General features: G+C 71.5%; 16 protein-coding genes. 3 read left to right on the top strand and 13 right to left on the bottom strand.

From position 1 onward, the window contains the following. Positions 1-477: 477 nt before the first annotated feature. Positions 478-1,638 carry a M23 family metallopeptidase gene (locus J3S20_RS21360; RefSeq protein WP_216838587.1) on the top strand — a complete coding sequence of 387 codons (1,161 nt, stop codon included), beginning with the start codon at positions 478-480 and terminating at the stop codon, positions 1,636-1,638. Between the two features lie 148 nt (positions 1,639-1,786). Here the strand turns inward: J3S20_RS21360 and J3S20_RS21365 are convergent, their stop codons facing one another. Continuing rightward, positions 1,787-3,490 carry a Na/Pi cotransporter family protein gene (locus J3S20_RS21365; RefSeq protein ID WP_216838588.1) on the bottom strand — a complete coding sequence of 568 codons (1,704 nt, stop codon included), beginning with the start codon at positions 3,488-3,490 and terminating at the stop codon, positions 1,787-1,789. Positions 3,491-3,636: 146 nt separating this feature from the next. Here J3S20_RS21365 and J3S20_RS21370 point away from each other — a divergent pair, with 146 nt between their 5' ends. Beyond that, positions 3,637-4,155, top strand: a complete 519-nt coding sequence (locus tag J3S20_RS21370) for a TspO/MBR family protein (RefSeq protein ID WP_216838589.1) — start codon at positions 3,637-3,639, stop codon at positions 4,153-4,155. Positions 4,156-4,296: 141 nt separating this feature from the next. Beyond that, positions 4,297-5,268 (top strand): collagen-binding domain-containing protein, encoded by a 972-nt coding sequence (locus tag J3S20_RS21375; RefSeq protein WP_216838590.1) that lies wholly within the window; start codon positions 4,297-4,299, stop codon positions 5,266-5,268. 2 nt (positions 5,269-5,270) lie between these two features. On the opposite strand, the gene J3S20_RS21380 is transcribed toward J3S20_RS21375, so the two are convergent. The 12 genes from J3S20_RS21380 to J3S20_RS21435 form a co-directional block, all read right to left on the bottom strand. Next, positions 5,271-5,873 (bottom strand): septal ring lytic transglycosylase RlpA family protein, encoded by a 603-nt coding sequence (locus J3S20_RS21380; protein ID WP_246603137.1) that lies wholly within the window; start codon positions 5,871-5,873, stop codon positions 5,271-5,273. Between the two features lie 57 nt (positions 5,874-5,930). Next, the gene (locus J3S20_RS21385) at positions 5,931-6,809 is read right to left on the bottom strand and encodes an amidohydrolase family protein (protein ID WP_216838591.1); all 879 of its coding nucleotides are present in this window, start codon (positions 6,807-6,809) and stop codon (positions 5,931-5,933) included. Continuing rightward, a complete protein-coding gene (locus tag J3S20_RS21390; protein WP_216838592.1) occupies positions 6,806-7,780 on the bottom strand; it encodes a Bug family tripartite tricarboxylate transporter substrate binding protein in 975 nt (324 codons plus the stop codon). Before J3S20_RS21390 ends, J3S20_RS21385 begins: the two co-directional genes overlap by 4 nt. Before the next feature lie 7 nt (positions 7,781-7,787). Beyond that, the gene (locus J3S20_RS21395; protein WP_216838593.1) at positions 7,788-8,768 is read right to left on the bottom strand and encodes a Bug family tripartite tricarboxylate transporter substrate binding protein; all 981 of its coding nucleotides are present in this window, start codon (positions 8,766-8,768) and stop codon (positions 7,788-7,790) included. Beyond that, positions 8,765-9,973: a CaiB/BaiF CoA transferase family protein gene (locus J3S20_RS21400; RefSeq protein WP_216838594.1), complete on the bottom strand. Its 1,209-nt coding sequence runs from the start codon at positions 9,971-9,973 to the stop codon at positions 8,765-8,767. Before J3S20_RS21400 ends, J3S20_RS21395 begins: the two co-directional genes overlap by 4 nt. A gap of 2 nt (positions 9,974-9,975) precedes the next feature. Then, positions 9,976-10,692, bottom strand: coding sequence for a PIG-L deacetylase family protein (locus J3S20_RS21405; RefSeq protein ID WP_216838595.1), 717 nt, complete (start codon positions 10,690-10,692; stop codon positions 9,976-9,978). Positions 10,693-10,903: 211 nt separating this feature from the next. Next, positions 10,904-11,824, bottom strand: coding sequence for a LysR family transcriptional regulator (locus tag J3S20_RS21410; protein WP_216838596.1), 921 nt, complete (start codon positions 11,822-11,824; stop codon positions 10,904-10,906). A gap of 1 nt (position 11,825) precedes the next feature. Then, a complete protein-coding gene (locus tag J3S20_RS21415) occupies positions 11,826-12,143 on the bottom strand; it encodes a non-heme iron oxygenase ferredoxin subunit (RefSeq protein WP_216838597.1) in 318 nt (105 codons plus the stop codon). Between the two features lie 16 nt (positions 12,144-12,159). Beyond that, the gene (locus J3S20_RS21420; RefSeq protein WP_216838598.1) at positions 12,160-13,185 is read right to left on the bottom strand and encodes a hypothetical protein; all 1,026 of its coding nucleotides are present in this window, start codon (positions 13,183-13,185) and stop codon (positions 12,160-12,162) included. An 84-nt stretch (positions 13,186-13,269) separates the two neighbouring features. Next, positions 13,270-13,764: a Pvc16 family protein gene (locus tag J3S20_RS21425; RefSeq protein ID WP_216838599.1), complete on the bottom strand. Its 495-nt coding sequence runs from the start codon at positions 13,762-13,764 to the stop codon at positions 13,270-13,272. Positions 13,765-13,871: 107 nt separating this feature from the next. Then, positions 13,872-15,800, bottom strand: a complete 1,929-nt coding sequence (locus J3S20_RS21430) for a phage tail sheath C-terminal domain-containing protein (RefSeq protein ID WP_216838600.1) — start codon at positions 15,798-15,800, stop codon at positions 13,872-13,874. Between the two features lie 155 nt (positions 15,801-15,955). Further along, a complete protein-coding gene (locus J3S20_RS21435; RefSeq protein WP_216838601.1) occupies positions 15,956-17,536 on the bottom strand; it encodes an ABC transporter substrate-binding protein in 1,581 nt (526 codons plus the stop codon). Between the last annotated feature and the right edge of the window lie 42 nt (positions 17,537-17,578).

Raw genomic sequence — 17,578 nt, forward strand, 5'->3', positions numbered from 1 at the left:
CACAACCCACTCGCGTGAGCCGCACCCGGCACAAGAGCCAAAGAGCAACCAATACTCTTCCCTCAACAGATATACAGCTTAAAAGAACAATGTCTCGTCCGAGGCCAGAACCCTGACCACCGGCACCACCGCATCGCTGCGAGGGAGGAGACTGTCACCGAAGCGACGGGGGAGAGCATCTAGCGGATCGCTCCGCGGTTTGCAACCCCGCCCTTTCCGGCGCCCCGACCAGAACCGTGTGGCTCGTCGTCGGTGGGCGGCTTCTACGGCCCAGGGCGGGGGGTGTCAACACGGGGTCATGCATTGCGTCACATGGCTGCCATAACTCCCAACCCCTTGACATTGCTGCCGACGTTACGTTGCGAAACTGCCTTTTCGGTTGACTTCATGACACCGGCCCAAGAGTTTCCTTCGCGGGACCACTTGGGACATGACATCAGCATGATATCGACTTTGCGCCTCGCCCTTTGCCTTTGCTTGGGTTTTGCCGCGCCCGCGGCGCAGGCCCAGGCATCGGATCCGCCGGACGAGGCGCAGCGAATCGTCACCGTGCGCCCCGGCGATACGCTGGGCGCGCTGCTCGATGATGCCGGGGTGGATGCCGCGGAGGCCCATGCCGCCATCGCCGCCCTCACCCCCGTCTTCGAACCGCGCCGCCTGGCCGTGGGCCAGGAGGTGGGGCTGCGGATCGATGGGGAGAATGCCCTGGTCGGCCTCGAGATCGCGCCGAAGCCTGGCCATACCGTGGCCCTGCAGCGCGCGGGCGAGGGCTGGTCGGTGCAGGAGGTCGTCACCCCCCGCCTGCGCCACCTGGCCCGGGTCGAGGCGCCGATCAGCGGTGGCGTCTTCTCCAGCCTCACCCGCGCCGGCCTGCCCGCGCCCCTGACCCATGCGCTGATCCGCGCCCTGTCGCATGAGGTGGACTTCCAACGGGACATCCAGCCGGGCGACCGCATCGCGGTGGCCTTCGAGCGGCTGCGCGGCCCGGATGGAGACCTGCTGGGCCATGGCCAGCTGCATTATGCCGCCCTCACCCTGTCCGGCCGGACGCTGGAGGTCTGGCGCCATGCCGGACCGGATGGCGATGTCGACTGGTATCGCGCCGATGGCCGGCCGCTGCGCGGCGGCTTCCTGCGCACCCCGCTGGATGGCGCCCGGGTGACCTCCGGCTTCGGCATGCGGCGCCATCCGGTGCTGGGCTATAGCCGCCGGCATGCGGGGCTCGATTTCGGCGCCCCCTCCGGCACGCCCATCTATGCCGCGGCGGATGGCACCGTGGCCTCGATCCGCTTCGAACGCGGCTATGGGCGTACCGTGCGGCTACGCCATCCGGGCGGGGTGGAGACGGTCTATGCCCATATGTCGCGCTTCACCCGCGGGCTGAAGGCCGGGGCGCGCGTGCGCCAAGGCGCGGTGATCGGCGCGGTGGGCTCCAGCGGCATGTCGACCGGCCCGCATCTGCATTACGAGATCCGCATCGCCGGCGTGGCGCAGAACCCGGCCCGGGTGGAACTGCCGGGCGGCGAGCCGCTGCGCGGGCCGGACCTGGTGGCCTTCCACCAGAGCCGGCGGGAGCTGGGCGGCCATATGGCGACCCTCACCACCGGCCGGACCGAGGTGGCGCTGGCCGCCGATTGATACCAAGCGCACAAAGGTTTCACCTTTGTGCTCCTCAAACGCCGGGCGCCGCGCATCCGCGCGGCTTGGCTTCGCCGCATAAGCGGCGGGCCGCGGTCGCGGCCTCGGCCCATCGGGCCGCAGGAGCTTCGTGCGGCGGGTGTGACGCCTATTGGCTGCCGGCCAGGCTCTCCTCCTCCAGCCGCACTTCGGGGGAGAGCCGGCTCGGCAGCAATTCGCCCCGCCGCTCCAGCAGCGGGTGGGCCACCATCGCGAAATGGGCGCCGATCCGGCGCAGGTCGCGCACCGCATCCAGCAGCAGCCCGGCTGCGGCCCCGCCCTCGGCCGCGCTGCGATCCGCGGCCTCCGCCATCCGGGCGAGGGCCAGGCGTTCCGCATCGCGCAGCGCCTCCTTCTCCCGCACCAGGCGGCGGGCGGCTTCCGCATCCTCCCGCATGAAGACCGCGACGGCCAAGCGCAGCTGCGCCTGCAGCCGCAGATGCAGCCCGGTGATCTCGGCCGCGATATCCGCCGGCAGCACCAGCCCCCGCCGCAGCCGCTTGGTGGCCAGCCCGCCGAGGTCGCGGTCCAGCACATCGCCGGCATGTTCGAGGGAGACGGCGAAGGCGCGGATTTCCGCCAGGCGGCGGGCTTCCTCCTCGCCCAGCGCCTCCTGCGGAATGCGCGCCAGGTAGAACTGCACCTGGCGGTGCAGCCGGTCCACCACATCGTCCAGCCGCTTGGCAGCCTTCGGCCCCTCCCGATTGCCCTCCTGGAAGGCGGCGGTGGAGGCGACCAGCATGGCCTCCACCGCATCGGCAATTCGCAGAACCTCCCGCGCGGCATTGGCGAGCGCCACGGGCGGCGTCTCCAGCGCCCCGGCATCCAGGTAGCGCGCGGCGCCGGCATCCTCGGCCTGGGGCCGGTCCGGCACCCAACGCTCCAGCAGGCGCGACAGCGGGCCGAGCAGCGGCCAGGCCAGCAGCGCGGTACCGAGGTTAAAGGCCAGATGCGCCTGCGCCGCCGCCAGCGCGCCCACCGGGCCGAGCAAGGCGGCGGCCTGCGGCAGCACGGCCAGCACGATCGCCGCCCCCACGGCGCGGTTCGCCAGATTGCCCAGCGCCACGCGCAGCCGCGCCCGGTCCGGCCCGACCTCCCCCGTCGCGGCCAGCAGCGGGTTCAGGGCGCTGCCGAGATTGGCGCCCAGCACCATGGCGATGCAGGCCTCCGCCCCCACGGCGCCGGAGGCGGCGAGCGCCGCGATGAACAGCATGGCGGCGACGGAGGAATGCGCCGCCCAGGCCAGCACCGCCGCCACCAGCAGGTTCGGCAGCGGCATTTCCGAAATGGCCTGCAGCACCTGGTGCAAAGCGGGGGAGGATTCGACCGGCGCCATGGCCTGGCCGAGCAGATGGAGCGAGGTCAACATCAGGCCGAGGCCGATCGCCACCCGCCCGATATCCCGCGCCCGCCCGGCCGCGCCGCGCCGGAAGGCCACCACCCCGCCCAGCACCAGCCCCGGCGCCAGCGCCCCGGTGGGGAAGGACAGCACCAGCACGATCAGCGCGGTGCCGAGATTGGCCCCCAGCATGCCGGCCAGCGCGGGCGCCAGCGCCACCCCGGCGCCGGCGGCAAAACTGCCCAGCATCAGCGCCGTGGCGGTGGAGGATTGCAAGGCGGCGGTGATCGCGAGCCCCGCCAGCACCGCCCGCGCCCGGCTGCCCAGCCCCACCCCCAGCACATGGCGCAGCCGCATGCCGAAGCCGCGCTGCACGCCGGACTGCACCATATGCAGCCCCCAGAGCAGCAGCGCGGCATGGCCGGCCAGTTCCACCAGCAGTGCTGCCTGCGACACCACCTCGATCCTTGTCATAAAACTGCAATATGGAGCCTAGACCTCTCCCGCCCGCTTGCAAACGGCGCCGGCCCGGCGCGGTTCGCCCAACACAGCTCGTGGAGCGCCCCGGCCGGGCCGCGAAGCCTGTGGACAGAGTGGACGCCCAAGTCCATCAAGCTTCCATGAACTGGACCCTCATCCTCGGCGCCGTCGGCTGCCTGGCGGCCTGCTTCGTGGCAGCCTCCACAGGCGCCATCTTCAAACCCGGCGCCTGGTATGCGGGCCTGCGCAAGCCATCCTGGAACCCGCCCAACTGGCTGTTCCCGATCGCCTGGTCGGTGCTGTACCTGATGATCGCCGCCGCCGGCTGGCTGGTCTGGCGGGAGGATGGGATCCGCCTGCCCATCCTGGTCTGGCTGCTGCAGCTGGTGCTGAATTCCGGCTGGTCCGCGGTCTTCTTCGGGCTGCGCAAGCTGGGCTGGGCGGTGGTCGAGGCGGCGGCGCTGTGGCTGTCGATCCTGGCCTGCATCCTGCTGTTCGCGCCGATTTCCACGACGGCCGCCTGGCTGATGGTGCCTTACCTCGCCTGGGTGACCTTCGCAGTCGTGCTGACCCATGCCGTCTGGCGCCGGAACCCCGGCCCGCATCCGCGGATGCGGCGGGAGGAAGCCGGCACGCTGACCCAGCGGGCACAGGGCTAGACTGTCGGCGGACCTTACAGGTCCGGCCGGCGCCCCGCGACACTCGGCGCAAGTCTCTGTAAAATTTGGACGTTCCGAAGTGGCACCAAGGTTGCATTAACCTGCGGCATGAGTCTTTTCATGCCTCAGGAAACATTTTTGATGCAGCTGCGCAGCACCCTCCTGGCCCTTGCCCTGATCGGCACCGCCAGCATCCCGGCCGCCCAGGCCGGTCCCCTCACGGCCACCGAGATCCTGCGGCAGTTCAACGTCGTCACGATCGGGAATTTCGCGACCAATTCGGATGTCGAGGGCCGCACCGTGGTCGGCGGCAGCCTCACCGGCGGCGCCACCTTCTTCAACAAGCCCGGGGCCGCGGCGGGTTCGGAGTTCCGAGCGCTGACCGTCTATGGCAGTTCCACCACCGGCGGCCCGCTGAACATCGACAATGGCGGCGGCGTGACCATCGCCGGGACGGCGGCGGGCATGACCAACACCAATGGCGGCGGTGGCCGGTCCATCGGCGGCGGACCCAACCCGCCCGCCCCGAACCCGCTGCCCGGCTTCGCCGAGACCTTCGTCGCGCCGCTCAGCGCCCTGTCGGCGGAGCTGGCGCTGATGACCGCGAACAGCACCCTGCCCGGCGCCGCCACCCCCGGCTTCCCGAACAACGTGCCGATCACGGCCAGCGCCGGCTCTGGCCTCGCCGTGTTCAACGTCACCGTCGCCCAGCTTTCGGCCTTCGCCTCCTTCAGCCTGAACCTGAACGGGCGGGAGGGCGCGGTCTTCAACGTGACCGGCGGGTCCTATGGCGGCCAGGCCAATTTCCTGAACGCGACCTCCGTCGCCCGCGACGTGATCTGGAATTTCGCCGAAGCCACCAGCCTCGACTTCCAGCGGCAATGGGGCGGCACGGTGCTGGCGCCGCATGCGGCGGTTCGCAACCACACGCCGATCGAGGGCAGCCTCTTCGCCGCCAGCTATGACGGCCGCGGCGAGATGCACAGCCAGCCGACGCGCCTGGATTTCGACGGCAACGCCCCGGTGCCGGTGCCGGAACCGGCCAGCCTGGCGCTGTTCGGGCTGGGCCTGGCCGGCCTCGGCCTGGTCCGCCGCCGCCAGCGCGCGGCCTGAACTCAGCGGCGCCCCCGGCTGCGGGGCGCCGTCCTCGGCGCGGCCGAAGCGCGGGCGGGGGACGCGGCGCGCGGCGTGGCCCTAACGGAGGCCCGTGCGGCGGCCCGCGGCGCAGCGCGCGCGCGACTGCGGGCCGCGCGCGGCACGGGGGCCGCGGTGGCCTGCCGCAGGATCAGGCTGGACCGGGTGGCCACGGCGCCGCTTGGTGCGGCGACCGCGCGCTGCGGCACCGCGATCGGCACCACCCGCACCCGCGCCGTGCCGCTGTTCCGCATGCCGAGCTGCCGTGCCGTGCGCGGGCTGACATCCAGGATGCGCCGCCGCGAATGCGGCCCGCGATCGGCGATCCGCACCTGCGCGGTCTGCCCCGTTTCCAAATTGGTGACCCGCGCGATGGTGCCGAAGGGCAGCGTTCGGCTGGCCGCGGCATCGGATTGCGCGTCGAAGCGCTCGCCATTGGCCATGCGCTGGCCGTGGAAGCGCGGGTGGTAGTAGGAGGCCTCGCCCAGCAGGACGCGCCCCGCGGGCTCATCCCCGAAGGCCGGCGCACCACCCATGCAGGCCAGGCCCAACACCGCAAAAAACCATTTTCGGTGACCGGACATCGAAACCCCCTCGCTGTCTGTCACAGGACAGGACGCGCGAGGGGCTCGATGGTTCGCTCAGTCGGCCCAGTAGAGCCGGGTGGGGTTGTCCACCGTCACCTGGCGGATCAGCGCCGGGTCGTCCGTCATCGCGCCCAGGAGGTCCACCAGGTCGCCGTCATTCGGCATGTCGCCCGCAATATTCGGATGCGGCCAGTCGGTGCCCCAGAGGCAGCGATCCGGCGCGGCGGCCAGCAGCGCCTGGGCGAAGGGCACCGCATCCAGGAAGGGCGCACCGGCCGAGGAAATCCGCTCCGACCCGCAGATCTTCACCCAGGCAAGCGGGTTCTTCATCAGCTCCAGCAGCTGCCGGAAGGCCGGCTGGCCCACCCCGTCCTTCGCCTTCACCCGCGCCATGTGGTCGATGACAAAAGGGATGCGGATCGAGGAGATGGTATCAGCCAGGGGCACGATGTCCTGCGCATCCAGGTGCAGCACCACATGCCAGCCCAGCGCCTCCGCCTGGGTCAGCACGCGCTGGAAGAAGGCCATGTCCGGCATGCCGCCCAGGTGCCGCACGAAATTGAAGCGCACGCCGCGGATGCCGCCTGCATGCAGCCGGGCGAGCTCCGCATCCGTCACGCCGGGCTCCACCACGGCCACGCCGCGCATGCTGCCGTTGGAGCGGGCGATGCCGTCCAGCGTCACCGTCATGTCGCTGCCGTGGCAGGAGGCATGGACGATGACGGCACGCGAAACGCCGAGTTTTCGGTGCAGCGCCACCAGCCCCTCGAAGGGCGCGTCGGGCGGCGTATAGGCGCGGTCCTCGGCATAGGGAAAGACGGCGCCGGGGCCGAAGACGTGGCAGTGGCTGTCGCAGGCGCCGGGCGGCAGCACCAGGCGCGGGGTGCGGGTATCGGGGTCCGGGCCCTTGCAGGTGGGGATGTCTTTCTTCACTGGCGCGGAATTCCTGCCTTCTCGATCACTTCGGTCCAGCGCGCGGTATCGGCGCGCAGCAGCTCGCCCATGGCCTGGGCCGTGCCGCCGCGGGGCTCGACGCCGACCTCGGTCAGCGTGGCGCGCAGGTCGGCGCTGGCCAGCGCCTCGTTCACCGCGGCGTTGATGGCGGCGATCGCCTCCGGCGGCGTGCCAGTGCGCGCCATCAGCGCATTCCAGGAGGCGACGTCGTAATCCGGCACGCCGGCTTCCGTCAGCGTCGGCACATTCGGCAGGTTCTGCGCCCGCGTGGCGGAGGTGACCGCCAGCACGCGCAGCGCGCCGGCCTGGATCTGGCCCATGATCGGGCCGGTGATTTCGAAGGCCGCATCGACATCGCCGCGGATCAGCGCCGTTGTCAGCGCCGGCGTGGCCGGGAAGGCGATGGTCTCGAAGCGCGTATCGCTGCGGATCTTGAACAGCTCGGCCGATAGGTTCTGGGTGCTGCCCGCGGTGATGCTGCCGATGTTCAGCTTACCGGGATTCGCCCGCAGCCGCGCCAGCAGCCCGGCGATGTCCCGGTCCGGCGAATTCGGCGCCACCACCACCGCGATGGGAAAGGCGCCCATGGTGACGACCGGCGCGAAATCTGTCAGCGGATCGAAGGGCAGCTGGCGAAACAGCGCCTTGCTGATGGCGGTGCCGTTGGAGGCGACGAGCAGCGTATGCCCATCCGCCGGCGCGGCCAGCACCTGCTGGCTGGCGACGATGCCGCCGGCGCCCGGGCGATTGTCGATCACCGCCGGCTGGCCGAGCCGTTCCGAGATGCGCTGCGCCACGGCGCGCGCTGTGAGGTCCGCGACGCCGCCAGGCCCGAAGGGCACGACGATGCGGATCGGGCGGCTCGGCGCCCAGGCCTGGGCGCGGGCGCTGCCGAGGGCCGGCAGGGCCAGCGCGGCGCCGAGGACGGCACGACGGGTGGGATGGGTCATGCGCGCCTCAGTCATTCGTCACATTGGCGCGGCGGATCACCTCGCCCCAGCGCTCGCGCTCGGCGATGATCAGGTCGCGGAACTGCTCCGGCGTGCCGGGCGCGGCATCCGCGCCTTCGGCCGCCAGGCGCGGCTTCAGCTTCTCGCTCTGCAGGGCGCGGGTGCTGGCGGCGTTGATGCGGTCGATGATCGGGCGCGGCGTGCCGGCCGGGGCCACCAGCCCGTACCACTGCACCGCATCGAAGCCGGTGACGCCCTGCTCATCCAGCGTCGGGATGTCGGCAGCGCTCGACAGGCGCGTGAGGGAGGAGACGCCGATGGCGCGCAGCAGCCCGCTGCGCACGGGCGGCAGGATCGGCGGGCCGCCGGTCATGGTCATGTCGATCTGGCCGGCGATCAGGTCGTTCATCATCGGGCCGGTGCCGCGATAGGGCACATGCGTCAGCTCGATGCCGGTGGCCAGGCAGAAGGCCACCACCGCGGTATGCGCGGCCGATCCATTGCCGCCGGAGCCATAGGTGATGGCGCCGGGATTCGCCTTGGCCCGCGCGATCAGCTCCTGCGCCGAGGTGATCGGCAGCTTGCGCGTGTTCACCGCCAGGATGTTCGCGACATTCGCCACCAGCACGATGGGCGCGAAGGAGGTGACCGTGTCGAAGGACAGGTTGCGGTACAGCGCGGGGTTCACCGCGAGCGTGCCGATATGGCCCATCATCAGCGTGTAGCCATCGGGGGCGGCGCGGGCGACGATCTCGCTGCCGAGCGTGCCGCCGGCGCCGGCGCGGTTTTCCACCACGAAGGGCTGACCGAAGGCTTCCTGCAGCTCGGCGCCCATGGCGCGGGCCAGGATGTCCGTGCTGCCGCCGGGGGTGAAGGGCACCACCAGGCGCACGGGACGCTCCGGCCAGGCGCCCTGGGCGCGCAGGATGCCGGGCGTGGCGAGAAGGGTGGCGCCGGCCAGCAGGGCGCGGCGTGGCAGGTTGTTCATGGGGTTTCCTCGGGCTGGATCAGCGCATTGTCCTGCGCCAGGTCGTCGATTTCTTGGGCCGTCAGGCCGGCTTCGGTGAGCACGTCGCGCCCCGCGGCGCCGAGGCGCTGCGCGGCGGGAAGCGTCGGCGCCATGCCGCCCGAGAGGATATTGGGCGCACCGATGGCGAAGGTGGCGCCTTCCGTCGGATGCTCCTCCTCCCGCACCATGCCGGTGGCGCGGAGGTGGGGGTCGGTCAGCAGGGATTCGATGGTGTTGTAGGGCATGGCCGGAACGTCGCACTGGGTGAACAGCTCCAGCCATTCCGCCGTGGTCCTGCCCACCAGCGCCGTGGCACGGAGGGCAAAATACTCCTTGGTATGCGCGGTGCGGGCGGCGACCTTGGCAAAGCGCGGATCCTCGATCAGCTCGGGCCGGCCGATGGCGCGAAAGAAGCCATGCGCCTGGGCGTCGGTATTGGCGGAGACGGCGATGAATCCATCAGCGGTCTTCAGCGGCCGCGCCTCCGGGCTCAGCACCCGCTGGTCGCCGGGCGGGCCGAGGGCGGGCCGGAAGGACATCGGCCCCAGATGTTCCTGCAGCACGAAGGCCGCCATGTTCTCGAACATCGGGATTTCGAGGCTCTCGCCGCGCCCCGTCTTTTCCCGCCGATACAGCGCGAAGCCGATCTGCTGGGCGGCGATCAGCCCGCAGACATGGTCCGCCACCAGCATCGGCACGTAGCGCGGCTCGCCCGTTGAAGCCTCGAAACAGCCGGCGATGCCGGAGACGCCCTGGATGACCGTGTCGTAGGCCGGCTTGCCGGCATAGGGGCCATCGGTCCGGAAGCCGACGATGGAGCAATGGATCAGCCGCGGCAGCGTCGCCGCCATGGTGGCCGCATCCACGCCGAGCCGCTTCTGCGCCTCCGGCCGGATATTGGTCACCAGGATGTCGCAGCGCGCCGCGATGCGGGCCAGCACCGCCTTGGCGCGCGGGTGCTTCAGGTCCAGGCAGATCGACCGCTTGCCCCGGTTGAAGTTCAGGAACTTCCCCGCCATGCCCGGCGTGCGACCCTTGCCGCCGAGCTTGCGCAGCAGGTCGCCTTCCGGGCTCTCCAGCTTGATGACCTCCGCCCCCTGCTCCGCCAGGACGCCGGTGCAGACCGGGCCGACGACGACGGAGGAAAGGTCGAGCACACGCAGCCCGGCGAGCGGTCCGGCCATGGTCAGACCAGCTCTTCGAGGGCCTGCGGGAAGAGGCGCATATAGGCCTCGCCATGGACCATCGGCTTGCCGGAATTGCGGCCGCCCTGCATGCCGCGGTTCAGCGCCACGCGCTCATAATAGGCCCAGAGGTGCTTCTGGGCCGGCAGGCACTGGAAGGCCTTGAACTTGGTCTCCCAGACCTCGGAGATGTTCAGCAGCACATCCGGCTTGAAGTCGCATTGCTCGGGCTGGTGCGGCTCGAACAGGAACATGGCGGGGGCGGAGTAGGTGTAGTCCGCCTGCGGCTTGTGGCCCATCGCCTGGGCGATGACGCGCGCCTGCTGGGCGAAATGCGCGGCCTCGGGGTGGTCGAAGTTGTAGGGGTCCTTCAGGGCATGGCTGAGGACGAAGCTGGGGTTCAGCTCGCGAAAGATGTCGATGGCGCGGTCGAGCATCTCCGGCGTATTGCCCAGCGGATAGTCGCCGGCATCCATGAACTCGATCTCGGCGCCGAGCACCGCAGCGGCCGCCTCGGCCTCCGCCTTGCGGCCGGCCTTCACGGATTCAAGCGTCGCGCCCTTCTCCTTCCAGGCGAACTGGCTCTCGCCGCGCTCGCCATAGGACATGCAGAGGATCTTCATGCGGTAGCCGCGCTTGGCATGCAGCGCGATGGCGCCGCCGGCGCGCCAGACGAAGTCGCCCGGATGGGCGGTGATGACGAGACCGGACTTGGACATGCGATTCCTCGGGGTGGCGTGATTGCCCCGGAAGATGGCCCCAAGCGGCGCATGCGACAAATGGAAAGAACGGCGCGATTATGCCGTTTAATGCATGCCCTCAGTTGCCGGGCGGCCGCTCCGCGGCCTTGGCTGCGCGGCACGAGCCGCGGCGGGTCACGGCAGTGCCGTGACCGGCCGCTCGCCCGCCTACGGCGGGCGCAGGTTGCGCTCAGCCGCCCCGCGCCACCCGCCCCCTCGGCCGCGCCCGGAAATGCCGGCGCAGCAGCGCCAGCAGCGCCTCCGCCGCCGGCGAAAGCGGCACGCCGCGGCGGGAGACGACGCCCAAGCGGCGCACCACCCCCGGGTCACGCAGCGGCACCGCCACCACGCCGGGCGACCCGGCCGCATCCACCGCCAGCAGCGGCACCACCGCCAGCGCCAGGCCAGCCTCGACCATGCTGATGGCGGTGGCCAGGTGCTGCACCTCGTAGCGCCATTCCATCGCATCCCGCCGCGGCCCCAGCGCCTCGTCCAGCAGCGCGCGGTTGCCGGTATGCGGCGCGACGCGCACCAGCGGCCGGCCTTCCAGATCCGCCCAGCTCAGATGCGGGCGGCCGGCGAAATCATGCGCGGAAGGGCAGGCGACGACGAAGGCCTCGGTCAGCAGCGGCACGATATCCAGGTCCCACCGATTGGCGGAGACGATGGTGATGCCGAATTCGGCATCCCCCCGCGCCACGCCATCGGCGATCTCGCTGGCCGAATTGTCGAAGACCCGCACCGTCACCGCCGGGTGGCTGCGGGCGAATTCCACCAGCAGGCGGGGGATGTGATGCACGGCGATGGTGGGCAGGCAGCCGATGGTGACGGATTGCTCGCCGCGCCCGGCGCCGGCGCGGAGTTCGGACAGCACGGCCACCAACGCCTCTACCGGCCCGCGCGCGCGGCCGGCCAGTTCCAGCCCCGCCGGCGTCAGCGTCACCTGCCTGGTGGTGCGCGCCAGCAGGCGGCAGCCCAGCGCATCCTCGAACTTGCGGATGCGGTGGGAGAGGCCGGTCTGCGACAGGTTCAGATGCGCCGCCGCCTTGCGGAAGGATCCGCGCTCCGCGATCGAGAGGAAGGCCTCCAGCCCGAGGAAATCGACCGCCATCTCAGGCCGTGCGGGGCTGGTCGAGGCGGATGCAGACCTGGCCCGCCTCGATCACAGCATCCCAGACCAGCAGCGGCTCCCAGCAGGGCTCACGCGTGGCGGCGCCGGTGCGGATGTCGAAGCGGCCGCCATGCACGTCGCACTCCACCTCCCCGTCGCAAACGCGCCCCTCGCCCAGATGGCCAGGGCCGTGGCTGCAGGCGTTCTGCGTGACGAAGAAGGCGCCGCCCAGGTTGAAGACGGCAAAATCGCCCTCCGCAGTCTCCACCTTGCGGCCCTCGCCCTCCGGCACCTGCGTCGTGGCACAAAGCCGCAGCATCAGGCCCGCATCCCCTTCAGCGCAGGCTGCGGTTCCGCCGCGGCGTCGGGCCGCGGAAGCGCGCGGTGGCCGCCTCGCCCAGGCCGAAGCGCAGGCCGAGCCGGCGCAGCCGCGCCTTGCGCCAGGCAATGGCGGCCAGCGCCAGGTCGCCGATCGCCATGCCCTGCAGCACCGCCAGCACATTCTGCCCAGGCGCGCCCCGCCCCGGCGCCAGACCGGCCGCCACCAGGCCGAGATCCGGCCCCACCTGCCGCGCCAGCGCCAGTTCCGTGGTGGCGCCGGCCGCCATCCAGGCGCCGAGATTGCCGCCGGGCCGGCTGAAATCGGCGCTGTCGACGAAGAAGGCGCCCGCCCAGCCCAGCACATCCGCCGCCACATCCGCCTGGCCCAGCGCCACCAGCGTGGCCCCCAGCGCCAGATCCCCGGCGCCGATCACCGGCGCCGCGGCGCTGCTGACGGTGATGACGAGCCCCGCCTTCGCCGCGGCTTCGGCCGGCGAGGCCGCCGCTTCCAGCTTCAGCGCCAGCCCGCCCTGCCGTGCGGCACAGAAGGCCTCCACCGCCTCCGGCTTGCGGGCCGCCACCCGCAGGCTGGTGAGCCCCGGCAGGGCCAGCGCCAGCGCCGCCGGCAGATGCGCCGCGATGCGCCCGGCGCCGATGATCGCCGCCTGCGTCACTCCCGGCGCCACCAGCAGTTTTGCGGCCAAGGCCGCCGTGCTGGCTGTGCGCAGCGACCGCAGCCAGGAGGCCTCGATCAAGGCCATCGGGCGGCCCTGGAGATCGCTGAGAAAAAACCAGTCCCGCGTCGCCTCGCCTTCCGAGAGCAGGCGGAAGCCGGCGAGGCCGGAGTCGGGCAGCACCGCGCCCTTCACCCGGAACTGCGCGCCCGGGGTCGCCAGGCGCAGGCTGGGCGGATCGGACAGAACCTGGCGGGACTGGGCATAGTCCTTCCAGGCATCCTCCACCGCCTCCAGGGCTTCCTCCGGCGTTACCAGGCCCTCGGCTTCCCCGCTGCGGAGGATGAGGAAATCGTCATTGTCCATGCGGCGCCTGGCCCAGTCTGCTGGCCGCGATGGTGCGGCGAGGGAGGTCTTAGGCCAAGCGCCCCGGCCTTGCCACCGGGGTCGCTATCGGCGTTCCGACACCACCGGGGCACCCGGCGCCGCCGGGCTGGCCACGGCCAGCTCGAGGCCGGAGATGCTGATCAGCGCGCCGCAGCGCAGCGTCTCGCGCAGCGCCGTCCAGGTCATCACCATCTCGGCCAGCGGCGCGGACAGGATGGCAAGCCGGAGCCGGGCGCCGCCCGGCGTCTGCAGCAGCGGGGTGCCATGCAGCACGCCGAGCGCGGCGCCCAGCGCCTGCTGCGCCACCAGCGCTTCCCCATGCTCGGCGGTCAGCAGATAGATCAGCTCCAGCCCCAGCTCGGCCGGCGCGGCGCGCGTGCCGGCCGGGTCGAAGCCCAGCGTCCGGTTAGCGAGCCGCCCATCCGGGCGCAGATGCAGCAGGCGCAGCGAGACACCCTCCGCCCCCTCGGCCGGGGAGAGCATGACCGGCTGGTCGGGCAGCCCCTCCCGCAGCAGCGCCACCAGCGCGGCGGAGGCCTCGGCGATCGCGCCGCTCATGCGGCGAAGTATCCGCGGATGGTCCGGCAATGGCACGTCATGGCGCGCTCTCCCTATGCGAGGGCCATGGTGGCGGGCCGGGGCGAGGCACGCAACAGCCAGTCCGGTCAGCCCTGGCCGGCGCGCAGCGTCAGCGTCAGCACCACGAATTCCGCCGGCCGCAGCGGCGCGAAGCCCACCACCAGCTGTACCAGGCCCTGGTTGATGTCCTGCTGCGTCGTCGTTGTCGCATCGCATCGGGCGAAGAAGGCCTCGCGCGGCGTGGCGCCCTGGAACGCGCCCTGGCGGAACAGGCCGTGCAGGAAGGCCTCGACGCTAGCCCGGACCTGCTGCCAGAGCCGTGCATCATTGGTCTCGAAGACCGTCCAGGCGAGGCCCTGCCGCAACGACCTTTCAAGGAACAGGGCCAGGCGGCGCACGGGCAGGTACTTGAATTCGGAACCCAGGGAATCCTCGCCCATCAGCGTGCGGCTGCCCCAGCAGACGGGACCGAGGCCCGGCATCACCCGCAACACGTTCAGCCCCAGCGGATTCAGCAGCGCGGAATCGGCATTGGTCAGCGCCACGTCGAAGCCGCTGACCTGGTGCAGCCTGGCCTCCGTGCCCGCCGGCGCTTTCCAGACGCCGCGCTGCGCATCCATGCGCGCCAGCAGCCCGGCGATGGCGCCGGAGGCAGCCAGGCTGCGCGCCCCGCCCTGCGCATCCGGCACCAGCAGGCGCGGGAAATAGGCCGCCGCATTGGGGTGGCGCAGCGCGGCATGCGCCGCCACCCAGTCCCGCACCTGCGTGGCGTTGGTGACGGCGCCGGGCAGGTCCACCAGCAGCATGGCGCGGCGCGCTTCGCAAAGGTGCGTGGCCGCGGCCAGTACGCGGCCCATCGCCGCATCGGGCAGGTCCGCGGCGCGCGGCAGGCAGAGCGTGTCGAAACCCTCCAGCGCCTGCAGCGCATGCAGGCCGGTCCTGGCCACGGCATCGCCCAGCAGCGCGGCCTCCGGCACCGGCATCTCGCCGTCCTGGCCGCCGGACAGGCGGTGGCAGGCGGGGCCGATCTCGGCCAGGCCATCGGCCAGGCGCAGCCCATCCGCATCGCCCTCCCCGGCATTTGCGCCGCCGATGACGAAGCGGGTGGCGGGATCGAGCCCGGCCTGGCCCCGACCCGGCAGCAGATGCCAGCGGAAGGGATGCTCCGCGCTGCCGGTGCCCATCAGAAGCAGCCTCGCTGCCGCATAGATCGGCCGATCCGCCTCCGCCGCCTGCGGCGCCAGGGCGCGCAGCGCCTGTTCCAGGCCGGGGCGAAGGTCGGCCCAGGCGGCGAAGGCCGGCTTCGGCAGGACGAGGTCCAGCGCCTGCCCCGCCGGGCGGCCGGCCAGGGCCAGCGTCAGCGCCAGGCGGGTGCCGGGGCCGCTGCGCGCGGCCAGCGGGGCGGAGAGATGGCCATTGGCCAGGGGCCGTGCGCCATCGCCGGAAAGCTGCACCAGGCGCGATCCGGCATTGACCAGTGCCAAGGCTTGGCGCGGATCGGCCTGGTTCATCGTCAGCCGGGCAAAGACCTCCTGCCGCAGCGGCCGGGGCCCGCCCTCGGCCGCCGCGACCTCCCGGATGGTCAGGTTGAAGTCGTCGGCGGTCTCCGTGCCCTCGAAATCCACCTCCAGTTCCAGCGCATTGCCCCAGGCGCCGGGGTCGGGCGTGCTGCGGCCCTGCAATTGCCGGCCGGCGGTGGCGCGCAGCGGCGCCGCGCCATCGGCAAGCACGACGCTGGCCGCGACGGCGCCCTGCGCCACGCGCAGCCCGAAGGCCCGCACCCCGCCATTGGCGAAGAACAGCCGCTGCGCATGGCTGGCGGGGCTGTGCGGATGCGGGGCGCCGAAATGGTCCTCGGCCTCGGCCAGGCTGGTGAGCTCCACCGGCACATCCAGCGGACCGCGCGGAAAACCATCGATGAAGGCGGCGATGGCGGTGGGTGCGCCGGCGATGGCGCGGGGGCCGGAGGCGACTTCCTGCACATAGACGCCGGGAAAGGTCGGGCGGGCGGGCATGGTGCTTTCCCCCTTCGGGCCCCCTGGGGCGGCCCGAGGGTGGGCGCCGCGCGCCACTGTCGCAAGCGGAAGATCCAGGCCGCGAAACAGGCGAAACAGGCAGCAGAAAGGCCCGCCCCTCGCGGGTGCGGGCCTTTCCCGTGGTGCGTGCCGGATCAGCGGCGCATGCGGACGTGGCGCAGTTCCAGATCCTCATTCGCCCGCAGCGGCAGTTCCGCGACGGTGTCGCGCACGGCAAAAATCTGCGGCTCCTGGTGCAGCGGGATCATCGGCAGCAGTTCCTGGAAGCGCGCCCAGTACTGGCCCGCCAGCTCCTGCCGCTTCGCCTGGTCCGTCTCCACCTGGATCTGGGTCAGCAGCGTGGCCATCCGTTCGTCCGCGAAACCTCCCCAGTTGAAGGAGCCTTCGCCCAGCAGCTCGCGACCGGGATTGGTGATGTCGAAGTTCCCGGGCGTCCAGCCCAGCATGTAGAACATGTATTCCTTGTTCGCGCCGCGCTGCAGGAAGCGGGTGAAGGGAATCGCGTCCAGCCGCGCCTGGATGCCGACGCGCTGCAGCATGCCGACGGCCGCCTGGCAGATCGCCTCGTCATTCACATAGCGGTTGTTCGGGCAGCTCAGCGTGATGGGGAAGCCGTTCGGGTAGCCGGCCTCCGCCAGCAGGCGCCGCGCGGCCGCGGCATCGAAGGGCAGGCGCTGGTTGTACTGCTCGACGAAGCCGCTGATCGCCGTGCCCACCGGCAGGCCGGCGGCGACGGTGGAATTACGCAGGATCACGCGGGTGATCGTGCCCATGTCGATCGCCTGGTACATGGCGCGGCGCACGCGCACGTCGCGCAGCGGGTTCGGCGTGCCGGGCGCATCCAGGTTCTCGGCGCGGTTCACGTCGAAGGCGAAGTAGATGCTGCGCGCGGTGGGGCCCTGGATCAGGCGGATGCCCTGGGTCTGCGACACGCGCTGCACATCCTGCAACGGCACGTGGTACATCGCATCGAGCTCGCGCGACAGGATCGCGGCGACGCGGGTCGGCGCGCTGGCGACGGGGCGGAAGACGGCGCGGGTGATGCCGTGCTGCGCGCGGTCCCACCAATCCGGGTTCGGCACCAGCACCGTGCGCTCATCCGCCAGGCGCTCCGTCACCCGGAAGGGGCCGGTGCCATTGGCGTTCAGCTGCACGAAGGTGCTGGTGGCGCCCGGCTGGCCGGCGCGCGCCACGGCCATGGCGTTGTTCGCCTCGATCCAGGCCTTCGAGGTGATGAAGAACAGCGTCAGGTCCTGCAGCAGGATCGGGTTCGGCCCGCGCGTCTCGAATTCCACCGTATGGTCGTCGATCGCGCGCACCGCGGTGACGGACTGCACGACATAGGCCATGTCGTTCTGCCGCACCCGCTCCGCCGCATGCACCACATCGGCCGCGGTGAAGGGCTCGCCGCCATGGAACTTCACGCCACGGCGCAGATGGAAGCGCCAGGTGGTGGGGGAGGTCATCTCCCAGCGCTCGGCCAGGGAGGGCGAGAGCGACCCGTCCGGCTCGCGCCGCACCAGCGGCTCATAGACGTTGGACTTCATCGTATTGGTCACGCCGTGGTTGTTGGCGTGCGGGTCCAGGCCGAGGATGTCGTTGGCGGTGGCCCAGGTGAAGGTGGTGGCCTGGGCCGGCGCCATCGGCGCCCCGGCCAGCCAGGCGCCCAGCGCCAGCGCGCCGAACAAGGCGGCGCGATTGCGGGTGAAGATCATTGTGCCTTGGTTCCCTGTCTTGGCAGGGGCGGAGGATGCCCA

The sequence above is a fragment of the Falsiroseomonas tokyonensis genome, from assembly GCF_019024325.1.
In the GTDB taxonomy this organism is placed as follows: Bacteria; Pseudomonadota; Alphaproteobacteria; order Acetobacterales; family Acetobacteraceae; genus Falsiroseomonas; species Falsiroseomonas tokyonensis.

Bases quoted from the DNA above. Each gene is read 5' to 3' on its own strand.
- J3S20_RS21375 (WP_216838590.1), top strand. From the start codon at position 4,297: ATGCAGCTGCGCAGCACCCTCCTGGCCCTTGCCCTGATCGGCACCGCC.
- J3S20_RS21415 (WP_216838597.1), bottom strand. From the start codon at position 12,143: ATGCTGCGGCTTTGTGCCACGACGCAGGTGCCGGAGGGCGAGGGCCGC.
- J3S20_RS21405 (WP_216838595.1), bottom strand. From the start codon at position 10,692: ATGTCCAAGTCCGGTCTCGTCATCACCGCCCATCCGGGCGACTTCGTC.
- J3S20_RS21400 (WP_216838594.1), bottom strand. From the start codon at position 9,973: ATGGCCGGACCGCTCGCCGGGCTGCGTGTGCTCGACCTTTCCTCCGTC.
- J3S20_RS21435 (WP_216838601.1), bottom strand. From the start codon at position 17,536: ATGATCTTCACCCGCAATCGCGCCGCCTTGTTCGGCGCGCTGGCGCTG.
- J3S20_RS21425 (WP_216838599.1), bottom strand. From the start codon at position 13,764: ATGAGCGGCGCGATCGCCGAGGCCTCCGCCGCGCTGGTGGCGCTGCTG.
- J3S20_RS21390 (WP_216838592.1), bottom strand. From the start codon at position 7,780: ATGACCCATCCCACCCGTCGTGCCGTCCTCGGCGCCGCGCTGGCCCTG.
- J3S20_RS21410 (WP_216838596.1), bottom strand. From the start codon at position 11,824: ATGGCGGTCGATTTCCTCGGGCTGGAGGCCTTCCTCTCGATCGCGGAG.
- J3S20_RS21370 (WP_216838589.1), top strand. From the start codon at position 3,637: ATGAACTGGACCCTCATCCTCGGCGCCGTCGGCTGCCTGGCGGCCTGC.
- J3S20_RS21365 (WP_216838588.1), bottom strand. From the start codon at position 3,490: ATGACAAGGATCGAGGTGGTGTCGCAGGCAGCACTGCTGGTGGAACTG.
- J3S20_RS21420 (WP_216838598.1), bottom strand. From the start codon at position 13,185: ATGGACAATGACGATTTCCTCATCCTCCGCAGCGGGGAAGCCGAGGGC.
- J3S20_RS21430 (WP_216838600.1), bottom strand. From the start codon at position 15,800: ATGCCCGCCCGCCCGACCTTTCCCGGCGTCTATGTGCAGGAAGTCGCC.
- J3S20_RS21380 (WP_246603137.1), bottom strand. From the start codon at position 5,873: ATGTCCGGTCACCGAAAATGGTTTTTTGCGGTGTTGGGCCTGGCCTGC.
- J3S20_RS21395 (WP_216838593.1), bottom strand. From the start codon at position 8,768: ATGAACAACCTGCCACGCCGCGCCCTGCTGGCCGGCGCCACCCTTCTC.